Source organism: Roseibium polysiphoniae (assembly GCF_014842925.1).
GTDB classification, from domain to species: domain Bacteria; phylum Pseudomonadota; class Alphaproteobacteria; order Rhizobiales; family Stappiaceae; genus Roseibium; species Roseibium polysiphoniae.
On record NZ_JACYXJ010000003.1, the window covers coordinates 394,342 to 407,215 of the forward strand.

The window sequence follows — 12,874 nt, forward strand, 5'->3', positions numbered from 1 at the left end:
ATTCTTTCCGGGTTTTTAAATCGGTTTAATCAGCCTGTCAGCAAGCAGATCATGTTTTTTGCAACTTGATCCTGATTTTTTTCGGGATCCGAAGAAAATATAACATGATTGCGTTGGGCGGACACTCCTGCATGCGAAACTTTCCGTCAAGCGGTCTTGCTACGGGCGTGGGGCTGTTGCCACGTATCGTTCTGTCTGTTTGCTCTTGCTTGACGCTTGAGCCGGGTCCTCGCGTGGTGCCGCTCCAGCCGGTCCTCTCAGCACTCCGCCGGTCAAGATCGACGCACGGGGCGAGAAATTGAAGAACATCGGCAGGCTGGCTGCGCCGATCGCGCCTGCGTCCTGACCGAAACTGCCAAACAACAATTCCGGTGTTGATCGGGCTTCTGGAGCCGCTTCGGCCAGTGCTGCTTGAAGGTCGCTCGCCAATCGTTCGCAGAATGCGCCGTTGAGATCTCCATCTATTATGACGAGCGGAACATCCAGTAGAGCCAGAGCCGTGCTGATCGCAGGGGTCAAGGCTGCGACGCAGTCATCCAGCCATTCTGCAGCCAGCGGATCGTCTCGATCGAATGCGGCCTGCAGGTCGAGGCGGCCATTGCTCGGGAAGGTGTCCGGCGCCAGGTGTCGATCAAGTGCAACAAGTGAGGCGCGCGTCAGGAGAAGGTCCCAGGCCTTCTTGGGTTTGGGCGCGGTCGACAACGTGCTTGGGGGAACCGGGATCATCGCCACATCGCCGGCGTTTCCGGCGGCGCCTCGTATGACGTCGCCGCCGATACAGAGCCCGCCACCAATCGCCGGTCCGATGAAAAGATAGAGGAAATCGTCGCGCTGGCGGCCGTGCCCGTAAAAGACTTCCGCCACCGTTGCTGCTGTGCCGTCGTTTTCGCGAAACACCGGAAGGCCCGTGGCATCTTCCATCGCTGCGGCCATATCAAAATCGTCCCAAAGCTTGAAGTTTGCTTCGGGAAGGCCAAGCTCATGGAGCCAGGCGCCAAGATTGAAAGGCTGGGCGAGACCGACACCTGTCACCCTGCGTCGTTCCTGCTCGCTGAGCAGGCTCATCAGGTTTTCAAGATCCTTGCGGATGAGCTCCAGTGCAGCTTCGGGAGCTGGCAAAATAATATCGTGGGTGCTGCGGCCGATGAGCTTGCCCTCAAAATCGACGAGAACCGTTTCAAGGTTGGTGCGGTCGATGCGAACGCCGAATCCAAACGCTCCTCTGGGCGCCAGGCGCAGGAGGGTGGCAGGTTGGCCGCGGCCGCCGCCATGATGCTTGCCGATTTCTTCAATCAGGCCATCTTGTGCCAGGGATTGAATGATCGCGCCGACGGCTGCGTTAGTCAGCTTGGCTGCTCTGGCAAGATCCGCCTTGGAGGCTTTTTGAACACGTCGGAGAATTTGCAGGACAATGCGCTCGTTATAACGGCGGAGCTGCACCGAATTGGAGCCTCGGGCCTTAGGTCGGGTGAGGGCCAAAGAAACAGAACTCCTGCAAAATGATCGTTTTCCGCGCTTCCGGCACGAGCGGGCCGAAAGACGCGGAAAACAAGGTGCCATTGTCGATGGGGGGGACACGGCAAAGTCTTATTAATTATTGTTGATTTAATTATTCTCGAAAAGACTAGTTCTGTCAATTTGAAAGTTATGACGCAGTGCGCATATTGAATTATGCATTGCGGCAAGTAATTGTAATCTATAATATTTTACTTTGGTTGTTTTTATAATTTTTGCTCTAATTGCGCGAAAAATGCGAAGATGGCTGAGCTTTTATTGTCTCCACAATTCGAATTTAAGCTTGAAACAATCCCGTTTCGCCGACTTTTGTGCATGGTACGGGCTCTTGTCCGGACAGGCTTTGCTTTGGTGCCAATCACCGCTTTAGAATGCCGGTCATGTGAAAACAGCGTTGCGCACGCGCACAATCATCGGAGTTGACCATGTCCGAAGGGCAAGCACGGCACGGGGCGGAGTTTCTCGCCAAGGCAATCGCGGCAGGGGCAGGCGAAGTGCCTTGTGATCTCGTCATCAAGAATGCGCGGGTGTTCTCCGTTCTGGATGGATCAATGCTCGAGACGGATATCGGGATCGTCGGCGATCGTATTGTCGGGACACAGGGCGCCTATGAAGGCGACGGGGAGATCGACGCCGAGGGCCGGGTCGTGGTTCCGGGCTTTATCGACACGCACCTTCATGTGGAATCGTCTCTGGTGACGCCCTTCGAGTTCGATCGGTGTGTTCTGCCCCACGGTGTGACGACCGCCATCTGCGACCCTCATGAAATTGCCAACGTGTTGGGCACTGAAGGGATCCGGTATTTTCTCGAAAGTTCGCTCGAGACGCTGATGGATCTTCGTGTGAACCTGTCCTCCTGTGTGCCGGCGACAGCCTTTGAGACCGCGGGAGCCTGTCTCGAGATTGAGGACCTGTTGCCCCTGCGCGATCATCCGAAGGTCATTGGCCTGGCTGAGTTCATGAATTTCCCTGGTGTTCTGGCGCGGGATCCGAAAGTACTCGCCAAGCTTGAGGCCTTTCAGGGTGGGCACATTGATGGTCACGCGCCACTGCTCGGCGGAATGGCGCTCAATGGCTATCTCGCCGCCGGCATTCGCACCGATCATGAAGCGACGACGGCAGAGGAAGCGCTCGAGAAACTCTCGAAAGGCATGACGATCCTGATCCGGGAAGGCTCTGTCTCGAAGGATCTGGATGCATTGGCATCCATCCTTCAGCCGGATGTGTCCGCCTTCGTTGCGCTCTGTACGGATGATCGCAATCCTCTGGACATCGCCGAAGAAGGCCATCTCGACAGTATGATCCGGCGGTTGATCGCCAAGGGCATTCGCCCGCTCGACGCCTATCGCGCCGCGAGCTGGTCCGCCGCGACGGCGTTCGGCCTCAAGGACAGAGGCATGATCGCCCCGGGTTGGCGCGCCGATCTCGTGCTTCTGGATGATTTTGAAGATTGCCGTGTCGGTTCGGTCGTCAGCGGAGGCCGCCCGGTGGAGGCCGTCCAGTTCGACAAGCGGAAAATTGTCGCCCCTGTCGGTCTCGACAGCGTCAAGGCGACGCCTGTTACGGCAGAAGCGTTCTCTGTGGAGGCTAAGGCCGGCGAAGCTGACGTGATTGGTGTCGTTCCGGGCCGCATTATCACCGAACATCTGAAAATGACTTTGCCCGCAGCAGATGGTCTGGCGCAGATCGACCTGGCGCAAGACGCGTTGAAAGTGGCCGTTGTCGAGCGCCACAAGCAGACCGGCAACATAGGATGCGGCTTCGTTTCGGGCTTCGGGTTAAAAGAAGGCGCCATCGCCTCCTCCGTTGGCCACGACAGCCACAACATCTGCGTTGTCGGAGCGAGCGAAGCTGCCATGGCCAAAGCCGTCAATCGGGTGATCGAATTGAAGGGCGGATTTGTCGTTGCTGACGACGAAGGCATCAAGGCGGAAATGGCGTTGCCGTTGGCCGGGCTCATGAGCCTTGAGCCCTTCGAGACGGTCAAGACCCAGTTGGAAACGCTCCGCGTGGCCGCAAAAGACCTGGGGTGCGTTCTTCCAGAGCCTTTCCTTCAGGTCGCCTTCCTGCCGCTTCCAGTCATTCCGCATCTCAAAATCACGGATTTCGGGTTGTTTGACGTCAATGCCTTCAAGTTGATCGACAGGGCCTCATGATCCTGAGCTTTGCCGTTTCGGGATATCGATCCCTTCGCAATCTGGTGCTGCCGCTTGACCGGGTCACGGTGGTCACGGGTGCGAACGGCAGTGGTAAGTCGAGCCTCTACCGCTCGATCCGGTTGCTCGCGGATGTCGCCCAAGGACGAGCGATTTCTTCTCTAGCGCGCGAGGGTGGCCTGACGTCCACGCTGTGGGCGGGGCCGGAGATCATTTCACGAACCATGAAAAGCGGAGAGGTTCCGGTTCAGGGGACCCGAAGGACGTCGGTAGTCAGCCTCAAGCTGGGCTTTTCTGACGAGGACTATGGCTATGCCATTGATCTTGGTCTGCCTGTTGGTGACGGCACGTCCTTTTTCAATTCCGATCCTGAAATCAAGGCGGAAGCGCTCTGGGCGGGCGAGGCGCTGACACGGCACAACGAGATTGCCAGCCGCAACGGACCGAGCGTCCGGGTCTTGAACGGCCAGGGGTATCGCGTTCCGGTCATGCGGAATCTGGTGAGCTTTGACAGCATGATGACCCATGCGGCCGACCCGCGGGATGCGCTCGAGCTTCTGGTGATGCGCGAACGTATGCGGAGCTGGCGGTTTTACGATCATTTGCGCACTGATCTCGACGCCCCGGGCCGTGTGCCGCGCATCGGAACGCGCACGATCGCTCTTTCCGGCGATGGTGCCGATCTGGCGGCCGCCTTGCGTACCATCCAGGAAATCGGCAATCCGCGGCTTCTCGATGAGGCGGTTGAAGATGCCTTTCCAGGATCGCGGATCGAGATACGCGTCACGGATGGCCTGTTTGAGGTGCTGATGTATCAGCATGGGCTGCTTCGACCTTTGCGAACCTCCGAGTTGTCCGATGGCACCATGCGGTATCTGCTCTTGATTGCCGTGTTGCTGACGCCCCGTCCGCCGCCGCTTCTGGTGCTGAACGAGCCGGAGACCAGCCTGCACCCGCGTTTGCTCGAACCGCTCGGCCGTCTTGTGGCGACTGCGGCGGAGAAGACGCAGGTCATTTTGGTGACCCATGCCCATCAGCTGGCGGACCAGCTTGCGATCTGTGACGGGTGCCTGCGCTATGAACTGCGCAAGGAACTGGGCGAAACGGTCATAGATGATGTCGATTCGCCGCGATGGAACTGGCCAAAGCGCTAGACGATCCCCAAATAAGCATTAGAGACGGCCAACTTGCCGAAAATCCGAAGTGATGCCTTTGAATCCAAAAAAACTTGGGGGGGTGTCGTTACGTCGCGAGTTGACGTTTACGGAACCATATGTGCAATTCATGAGGCAGAAGGCCACGAAATGGCCTCGCCTGACAAAAGGCAGTTCCGCGAGGAGGCGGCAACACGGTCATTCCATAGGAAAGACCTTGTGCTGAAGGGGAGCTCTGGTCGTCAGGTGTAAATAAAACGAGCGAGTTGGAGATCGCCATGACGACTGCGGAGGAATGGTGCGAGGCGTTCACGCCGCGCCCGGTGCACGAATATCTCGAAGACACGATCAACAACCTGGGGGACAGTCCGGCAGCCGACTTTTTCGGCAAGGTCTGGACCTATCGTGAGTATGGCGAGATGGTCGAAAAAACGGCTGCTGGCCTGCAGTCGATGGGTGTTAAGCCCGGCGTTCATGTTGGTTTGTGCCTGCCGAACACGCCTTATTATACGGTGTTCTACTTCGCGATCCTGAAGATCGGCGGCACCGTCGTGAACTTCAATCCGCTGTATGTGGAGCGTGAATTGGCGTTTCAGGCGCGTGATGCCGACGTGCGCATCATGGTCACCATGGATCTCTGCCAGATTTACGACAAGGTCGAGGCGATCCGTCAGGAAAACGTTCTGGACAAGATCATCGTTTGCCCGATGACCGCGATCCTGCCGCAACCCAAGAAGCTGCTCTTCAGCCTGTTCAAGCGCAAGGAAGTCGCCTCAATTCCCGATGATGCGGCTCATATCCGCCTTGAGGACCTTCAAGCGGTTCCCGGCAAGGCAACGCCGGTGAAGATCAATCCGGAAACGGATATTGCCGTGCTGCAATACACCGGCGGTACGACCGGTGTTCCCAAGGGAGCGATGCTGACCCATCGCAATCTGGCGGCCAACATCGAACAGATGCGCTGCGTTTTTGAAAAGGCGGAGAAGGGCAAGGAGAAGATGCTCTGTGTCCTGCCGTTCTTTCACGTCTTCGCGATGACAGTGGCGCAGAACCTGGCGGTGGTGCTGGGCGCTGAAATGGTGCTTCAGCCCCGTTTCGAACTCAAATCCCTGCTTGATGCGGCCAAGCGCAAGAACGTGACCTTGTTCCCGGGCGTACCGACGCTGTTTACCGCCATCAACAACTCGCCTTTGACGAAAAAATACGATCTGACGTCGATCAAACTCTGTCTTTCTGGCGGTGCTCCGCTCCCGGTCGAAGTCAAAAGCAACTTTGAGAAACTGACCGGCTGTATTCTGGTTGAGGGATATGGCCTGACTGAATCTTCGCCTGTGGCTGCGGTCAACCCGCTCGACCGCACAAGCGTTGCCGGATCCATCGGCCGTCTCGTTCCTGGCACAGAGGCAAGATTCTGCGATCTGGAAGATCCCAGCAAGGATGCCGTGCCGGGTGAAAAGGGCGAGCTTTGCCTCAAGGGGCCCCAGGTCATGCTAGGCTATTGGAAGCGTCCGGACGAGACCGAGCAGACCATCGAGAACGATTTTCTCCACACGGGGGATGTCGGTTATCAGGATGAGGATGGTTTCATCTATCTTGTCGACCGGATCAAGGATCTCATCATTTGCTCGGGATACAATGTTTATCCTCGGGTGATCGAGGAGGCGGTGTACCAGCATGAAGCGGTCGACGAGTGCATCGTTATCGCGATTCCCGATCCCTATCGCGGCCAGTCCCCCAAGGCCTTCGTCAAGTTGAAGGATGGAGCCGAGGTGAGTGCTCAGGACTTGAAGGAGTTCCTGAAGGATCACCTCTCGACCATCGAACTGCCGCGTGAGGTCGAGTTCCGCAGCGAGCTGCCCAAAACAATGGTCGGCAAACTGTCGAAGAAGGAACTCGTTGAGGAGGAAATGGCGAAACGGTCCGAACTGGCCGCAACCGCCTGACCGGCTTTGCGAAAAGCTGCTGCTTGCCTGTTGACGTCGTTCGGGGTACCGACAAGGTGTCCCGAACCGACCTTCGAAGGCGAGCGAATACATGCTGGAAGACCTGCCACGCTATCTGACGACCCGTGAATTGGCTGATCTGATCCGGGTCAAGGAGCGGAAGGTCTATGATCTGGCGGCGACCGGCGATGTTCCACACAGCCGCGCTACCGGGAAACTCCTGTTCCCTCGTGATGCCGTTTTGGCCTGGATCGACCGGGCAGGTGATACGGCGGAAGATGAGGCCGAGCGCCCGCAAGTCGTACTCGGAAGCCATGATCCGCTCCTGGAATGGGCCTTGCGCGAGTCAGGTTCTGGTCTTGCCAGTCTTTTCGACGGCAGTCTGGATGGGATTGAGCGCTTTGCCGGGAAGGAAGGCATTGCTGCCGGAATGCATGTTCCCGACAGCGAAGGCGACAACTGGAATATCGAACAGGTCGAGCGCCATTTCTCCTTCAAACCTGTTGTGCTGATTGAGTGGGCCAAGCGCCGCCGCGGGCTCATCCTGCCGGCAGGCAACCCTCTTAAGATCCGAAGCCTGACGGATATGGTCGGACGGCGATTGACGCGGCGCCAGGAAGCCGCCGGCAGTCATGTCCTGCTGCAACGGAAACTGAGCGAGATGGGCATCGATCCGAGTTCTGTTGTCCAGGACGGGCCATTGGTTCGCGACGAGCGCGAGGCGGCTCTTGCTGTCTTCTCTGGTGAGGCGGATGCAGCCTTCGGGCTGGAAACGGCGGCACGGCAGAGCCGGCTCGAGTTTCTGCCTGTCTGCGAGGAAAGGTTCGACCTTCTGGTCGGCCGCCGGGACTATTTTGAGGCTCCGTTCCAGAAACTCCTTGCCTTTGCACGTTCCAGCAGCCTTGCCGCCAAGGCCGATCAACTTGGCGGCTATGATGTCACCAAGCTTGGAACCGTTCGCTTCAATGGCTACTAGAGCCTAAATCCCAGACCAGCTCTTGTCAGTTGTTGTAGCCGCGCCCTTCGGCGGCGCGAGCCAGCTGACGTCCGCGCACAGCTTCGCGCCTGACCGTGTACATGGAGGCGGCGATGATGATGCCGGCACCAATCAGCGTTTCGACGCTGGGCCACTGGCTGAAGACCAGCGCACCAATGATGGTGGCATAGAGCAGGCGGGTATAATCCAGAGACGCGATGGCGGTTGCTTCACCGGCACGGAAGGCCTTGATGTTTGACATCTGCGCGGCCCAGGAGACCACGCCGATCATGATGAGCAGGCCCCATTCCTCCAGGCTTGGCGCTTTCCAGGTGTAGATCGCCGGACCCGCCATGATCAGGCCGACGAAGACCGCCTGATAGGTGAGGATGGTCGTCGGACTGTCGGTTTTCGTCAGGATGCGCAGGATGACCATGACCAGTCCCGCGCAGGCCGCCCCGATGATTGCCAGCAGCGCAAACGGGTCGATGAAGCCGTCCCCTTCAGGACGCAGCATCAACAATACGCCCAGAAAACCGACGATGGTGGCGCCCCAGCGGTGGATGCCGACGGTTTCGCCCAGGAAAAAGATGGCGAAGATGGTGAGAAAGAAGGTCTTTGAAAAGCTGAGTGCTGTGACATCGGCGAGAGGCAATTCAATGATGGCGGTGAAGCCGCAGAGCATGGCCGTTGTCGCGAAGATGATACGGGCGATCTGCAGATCAGGGCGCTTGGTGGCCAGCGACGTTGGCAGGCCGCGAATGATCCGAGGCGCGACGATGAGCACCATCACGGCCTGACGCACTGCCAGAATCTGGAACACGCTCAGATCACTGCCCGCCAGCTTGATCAGCGTCGACATGATGGTGAAAAGAAAGGCCGCCTGCAGGATCCAGAGAGCGCCGATGGTGTTGGTGGGCAAGGCGGCGAGCCGCTGACCAAGGCGCGCCGTCCAAGAAACGCCAGCGCGCTCGTCGGCGCCCGTTGGGGAGTTTGGGCCAGCCGAATTGCCATTCTCTGGATCTGGCTTGGAATCTGATGAAGACGGATCAGCGTCCCCGGCTTCAGAGCTAGGGGCCTTGTTCATGGTGCTTCCTTGGCGGTTTCATGCGCATGACCAGCAGCGGGCGCTGTGGCGTTCCGAACGACGGGCGGCAGAAGATGAGACCGACAATACCCCTTTTGCCGAAATTGGAAAGGGCAGCTACTGTCCGCTGCAGGGAGAAGACAGACTGTTTACCTGCTGACAGCTTGCCGGTTCGGGCTTGCACGGTATAGCCAGACAGGAAGAGATTTCGACCAAATCGGGAGAGCGATCATGAGGAAGATCCAGACGCAGGGGGTGCACCACATCACGCTCGTTGGTGCGGACCGGCAGACATCCATCGATTTCTGGGAGGGCATGCTGGGAATGCCTTTCGTTTTTGAACAGCCCAATCTGGACAACGCCGAGGAGAGCCATCTCTACTTTGATCCGGGTGACGGCCGGTTGATCACCATCTTTACCGATGAAACCCGCAAGGCTGATCCGTCGCCTGTTCCCCAGTCGAATGGCTGTGTGCATCATCTGGCGCTGAATGTCTCGCAAGCGAGCTTTCTACAAATCGCCGAGCGTCTTGACGAGAGAGGCGTTCGTCATAGCGGCCCGAAAGACCGTGGTTTCATGGATTCCATCTACTTTCGCGATCCGCTCGGCTTCCTGATCGAGCTTGCCTCCTATCGTTTCGAACCGCCGGAAGGGGTCTCCCACGGGGAGGTGATGCTGGAGGCGCACAAACTCCGCGTAGCGCGCGGGGATTACAACATTCAGGAAGTGCATCTGGCCGATGCGATCGAGGCGTTGGTCCGGGAGGGCCGGCGGAGCCTTTCGGACGACCGGGAACCTAAAAATCCATACGGCTAAGCTTCGCGAGAGCGCTTTCTTGTTTCAAATTCTTGCATTCACGGCAAAGGTGATGTTCCCTAAAGGAAGTCGGATGGTTGAAATTCCGCATCTTTTTGCGGTCCCATTGCCGATGTGGCGGCAACATGCGCTTCCCTCGTCCTGCATGGACTTGCGTTTCAGACCAGTGAGCACATCATTGCTGTCCCAATTATAAAAATCGGGAGGTTAGGCATGTGTGAGATTTTTGCAGGACAGGATCCCGCTGATTATGAACCGGAGACGAGGCGCCTTCGGCTGAATGGGCAGAGCACGAGCATTCGTCTTGAGCGCTCTTTCTGGCAGATCGTCGACGAAATTGCCGCGAGTGAAGGCGTCACGACGCCGGCGTTTGTGTCCAGGCTGCACTCCGAGGTTCTGCAGCTGCGCGGCGAGGCCCGCAATTTTACATCCCTGCTGCGCTGCGCCTGTCTGATCCGCACCCGTCGGACACTCGGGCACGTCGAAACGATCGCGGCGGAATGACGATATTGAAGAAAATTTGAGTGTAGTACTTTAATACTACCAGCAAGTTTAAGAAACGGCGCACTCTTTCCTCATGGTCGCAAAGACGGCCAAATAGGAGGAAGCGTTGGCAAAAGCTATTCATGCGATGTTTCGCGTGCTGGATGAGGCACGGTCTGTTTCCTTTTACAAGGAAGCATTCGATCTAGATGTCGCAGATCGACTTGATTTCGACAGTTTTACACTCGTTTACATGAGAAATGATTCCGCTGACTTTGAAGTGGAATTGACCATCAACAAGGATCGTACCGAGCCGTATGACCTGGGGGATGGCTATGGTCACATGGCCTTTTGTGTCGATGACCTGGACGGCGAACATGCCCGTTTCGAGGCTGCCGGATTTTCACCGAGAAAAATTGTCGAGTTTGAGCGGGATGGCGTCCTGCTGGCCCGGTTTTTCTTTGTTCAGGACCCTGACGGTTATCAGATCGAGGTTCTGCAGAGGCACGGACGCTACACCTGACGCGATTGCCGACGGGAGGAGAGGACATGACAAAGACGATGGAACGACGCGGCATGACGCGTCGGGAATTGCTGACGCGTAGCGCGGCCGTCACAGCGGCTCTCATGATCGGCCCCAACCTGGTCGCCGGTGTCTCGGGCGCCTGGGCGATGGAGGTGAGCCACGTGTCGCCGCAGACGATGGCCACATTGATCCAGATGGCGCGCGACATCTATCCACATGACCATGTTGCCGACGACTACTACGCCGTGGCGGTCAAGAGCTACGACAATGCCGATCAGGCGGCGATGATCGAGGAGGGCATTGCCTCGCTCAACAGCGCTGCGCAGGGGCTTGGGCATGGCAGTTACCTTGATACCGGCTGGGAGCGCGACCGGGTCGATATTCTTCGAGCGATGGAGGCAAGTCCCTTCTTCCAGACCATCCGGGGCGGGCTCGTGACCAGTCTCTACAACCAGAAGGCCGTTTGGCCGCTTTTTGGCTACGAGGGTGAGAGCTACTCCAAGGGTGGCTACATCGACCGCGGCTTTGACGACATCAACTGGATTTAGGGGCGCGGATCATGGCAGCACCATTTGACCTGAATGATGACACGGTAGTGGTTGTCATCGGTACTGGCGCCGGTGGCGGCGTATTGTCCAACGAACTGGCCCAGAAGGGCGTGAGCGTGGTGGCTCTGGAGGCCGGCGGGAGGTACCTGCCGGACGACTATATCAACGACGAGTGGGAAAGCTTTGGCCAGCTGGCGTGGCTGGACAAACGGACAACGTCCGGCGACTGGCGGGTCGCCAAAGACTTTTCCGGTTTGCCGGCCTGGATCGTCAAGGCTGTCGGCGGCACAACAACCCACTGGGCGGGTGCATCGCTCCGTTTCCAGGCGCATGAATTCAAGACGAAGACGACCTATGGCGATGTCCAGGGTGCAAATCTGCTCGACTGGCCCATTGACTTGGCCGAGATGGAGCCCTGGTACGAGAAGGCCGAAACAAAGCTGGGCGTGACGCGTACCGGTGACCGGGCAGGCCTGCCTGGCAACAACAACTACAAGGTCTTCGAAGCCGGAGCGAAAGCTCTGGGATACGAGCAGGTCCATACCGGCCGTATGGCAATCAACAGCGGCGACTACGACGACCGTTTGGCCTGTCAGCAGACCGGGTTCTGTTTTCAGGGTTGCAAATGGGGGGCAAAATGGTCGGCCGCCTATACCGATATTCCACGCGGCGAGGCGACCGGAAATCTGGAAGTGCGCGAACATGCTCATGTCCTGAAGATCGAACATGATGCCTCGGGCAAGGTCACAGGCGTTCTTTATGCCGACAAGGACGGCAACCAACACCTGCAGAAGGCCCGGGTCGTCTGCGTGGCGGGCAATTCGATTGAAAGCCCACGGCTGCTCTTGAACTCCGCGTCCGCCATGTTCCCGGACGGACTTGCAAACTCATCCGGTCAGGTGGGACGCAACTACATGCGGCACATGACCGGTTCGGTCTACGCAGTGTTCGACAAGCCCGTGCGTATGTGGCGCGGCACCACCATGGCCGGGATCGTCCAGGATGAAGCCAAATACGATCCGTCGCGCGGATTTGTCGGGGGCTACGAGTTGGAAACCCTGGCGCTGGGCTTGCCGTTCATGGCGGCTTTCCTGGACCCGGGCGGATGGGGACGCGAGTTCACGACGGCACTGGATTCCTATGAAAACATGGCCGGTCTCTGGATCGTCGGCGAGGACATGCCGCAGGAGACAAACCGGATCACACTGAACCATGACGCCAAGGATCAGTATGGTCTTCCGGCTCCAAACGTCCATTTCGACGACCATCCCAACGACATTGCCATGCGCAAACATGCCTATGAGCGGGGCATGGCCCTTTATGACGCGGTCGGAGCGACGCGGACCTTCCCGACGCCGCCTTATCCGTCGACGCATAATCTGGGAACCAACCGGATGTCGGAAAAGGCGCGTGATGGTGTGGTCAATCGGTGGGGGCAGACCCATGATGTCGCGAACCTCTTCGTTTCCGACGGAAGTCAGTTCACGACGGGGGCGGCTGAGAACCCGACCTTGACCATCGTGGCATTGGCGATCCGGCAGGCGGACCGGATCGCATCGGAATTGAGCAAAGGCAATCTCTAGCAGCCGGCTGCATTGCGTTTGTTTCAATAGGGGCGGCCTCTCGTGAGGCCGCCCCGAACGCACGTCTGAAGACGTAACTGGGAGGAA

At 58.1% G+C, this 12,874-nt stretch carries 11 protein-coding genes; 9 read left to right on the plus strand and 2 right to left on the minus strand.

Annotated features, from left to right (window positions below; translation table 11 throughout):
• Positions 1-159: 159 nt before the first annotated feature.
• Complete coding sequence (locus tag IG617_RS08785) at positions 160-1,479, minus strand: ROK family transcriptional regulator (protein WP_254170486.1); 1,320 nt, start codon at positions 1,477-1,479, stop codon at positions 160-162.
• Between the two features lie 461 nt (positions 1,480-1,940).
• Here IG617_RS08785 and ade point away from each other — a divergent pair, with 461 nt between their 5' ends.
• From ade to IG617_RS08805, 4 genes are all read left to right on the plus strand, one after another.
• Positions 1,941-3,671, plus strand: a complete 1,731-nt coding sequence (gene ade / locus IG617_RS08790) for an adenine deaminase (RefSeq protein WP_192108845.1) — start codon at positions 1,941-1,943, stop codon at positions 3,669-3,671.
• Positions 3,668-4,825: an AAA family ATPase gene (locus tag IG617_RS08795; protein ID WP_192108846.1), complete on the plus strand. Its 1,158-nt coding sequence runs from the start codon at positions 3,668-3,670 to the stop codon at positions 4,823-4,825. Before ade ends, IG617_RS08795 begins: the two co-directional genes overlap by 4 nt.
• A gap of 278 nt (positions 4,826-5,103) precedes the next feature.
• Positions 5,104-6,768, plus strand: a complete 1,665-nt coding sequence (locus IG617_RS08800; protein ID WP_192108847.1) for a long-chain-fatty-acid--CoA ligase — start codon at positions 5,104-5,106, stop codon at positions 6,766-6,768.
• A 91-nt stretch (positions 6,769-6,859) separates the two neighbouring features.
• On the plus strand, positions 6,860-7,744 hold the full coding sequence (locus tag IG617_RS08805) for a helix-turn-helix transcriptional regulator (protein ID WP_192108848.1): 885 nt from the start codon (positions 6,860-6,862) through the stop codon (positions 7,742-7,744).
• A 25-nt stretch (positions 7,745-7,769) separates the two neighbouring features.
• On the opposite strand, the gene IG617_RS08810 is transcribed toward IG617_RS08805, so the two are convergent.
• Positions 7,770-8,831 carry a DMT family transporter gene (locus IG617_RS08810; RefSeq protein WP_192108849.1) on the minus strand — a complete coding sequence of 354 codons (1,062 nt, stop codon included), beginning with the start codon at positions 8,829-8,831 and terminating at the stop codon, positions 7,770-7,772.
• Between the two features lie 231 nt (positions 8,832-9,062).
• Between IG617_RS08810 and IG617_RS08815 the strand changes: the two genes are divergently transcribed.
• The 5 genes from IG617_RS08815 (at position 9,063) to IG617_RS08835 (ending at position 12,787) form a co-directional block, all read left to right on the plus strand.
• Positions 9,063-9,647, plus strand: coding sequence for a VOC family protein (locus IG617_RS08815; RefSeq protein WP_192108850.1), 585 nt, complete (start codon positions 9,063-9,065; stop codon positions 9,645-9,647).
• 213 nt (positions 9,648-9,860) lie between these two features.
• Entirely contained in the window at positions 9,861-10,151 is a 291-nt protein-coding gene (locus IG617_RS08820; RefSeq protein WP_153768359.1) for a ribbon-helix-helix domain-containing protein, read from the plus strand.
• A 106-nt stretch (positions 10,152-10,257) separates the two neighbouring features.
• Positions 10,258-10,653 carry a VOC family protein gene (locus IG617_RS08825; protein WP_192108851.1) on the plus strand — a complete coding sequence of 132 codons (396 nt, stop codon included), beginning with the start codon at positions 10,258-10,260 and terminating at the stop codon, positions 10,651-10,653.
• Positions 10,654-10,679: 26 nt separating this feature from the next.
• Positions 10,680-11,204, plus strand: a complete 525-nt coding sequence (locus tag IG617_RS08830; protein ID WP_192108852.1) for a twin-arginine translocation signal domain-containing protein — start codon at positions 10,680-10,682, stop codon at positions 11,202-11,204.
• A gap of 11 nt (positions 11,205-11,215) precedes the next feature.
• A complete protein-coding gene (locus tag IG617_RS08835; RefSeq protein ID WP_192108853.1) occupies positions 11,216-12,787 on the plus strand; it encodes a GMC family oxidoreductase in 1,572 nt (523 codons plus the stop codon).
• Positions 12,788-12,874 lie beyond the last annotated feature (87 nt).

Excerpts from the sequence above, each read along its gene's own strand:
- IG617_RS08815 (WP_192108850.1), top strand. The coding sequence starts at position 9,063 with ATGAGGAAGATCCAGACGCAGGGGGTGCACCACATCACGCTCGTTGGT.
- IG617_RS08830 (WP_192108852.1), top strand. The coding sequence starts at position 10,680 with ATGACAAAGACGATGGAACGACGCGGCATGACGCGTCGGGAATTGCTG.
- IG617_RS08805 (WP_192108848.1), top strand. The coding sequence starts at position 6,860 with ATGCTGGAAGACCTGCCACGCTATCTGACGACCCGTGAATTGGCTGAT.
- IG617_RS08835 (WP_192108853.1), top strand. The coding sequence starts at position 11,216 with ATGGCAGCACCATTTGACCTGAATGATGACACGGTAGTGGTTGTCATC.
- ade (WP_192108845.1), top strand. The coding sequence starts at position 1,941 with ATGTCCGAAGGGCAAGCACGGCACGGGGCGGAGTTTCTCGCCAAGGCA.
- IG617_RS08810 (WP_192108849.1), bottom strand. The coding sequence starts at position 8,831 with ATGAACAAGGCCCCTAGCTCTGAAGCCGGGGACGCTGATCCGTCTTCA.
- IG617_RS08800 (WP_192108847.1), top strand. The coding sequence starts at position 5,104 with ATGACGACTGCGGAGGAATGGTGCGAGGCGTTCACGCCGCGCCCGGTG.
- IG617_RS08820 (WP_153768359.1), top strand. The coding sequence starts at position 9,861 with ATGTGTGAGATTTTTGCAGGACAGGATCCCGCTGATTATGAACCGGAG.
- IG617_RS08795 (WP_192108846.1), top strand. The coding sequence starts at position 3,668 with ATGATCCTGAGCTTTGCCGTTTCGGGATATCGATCCCTTCGCAATCTG.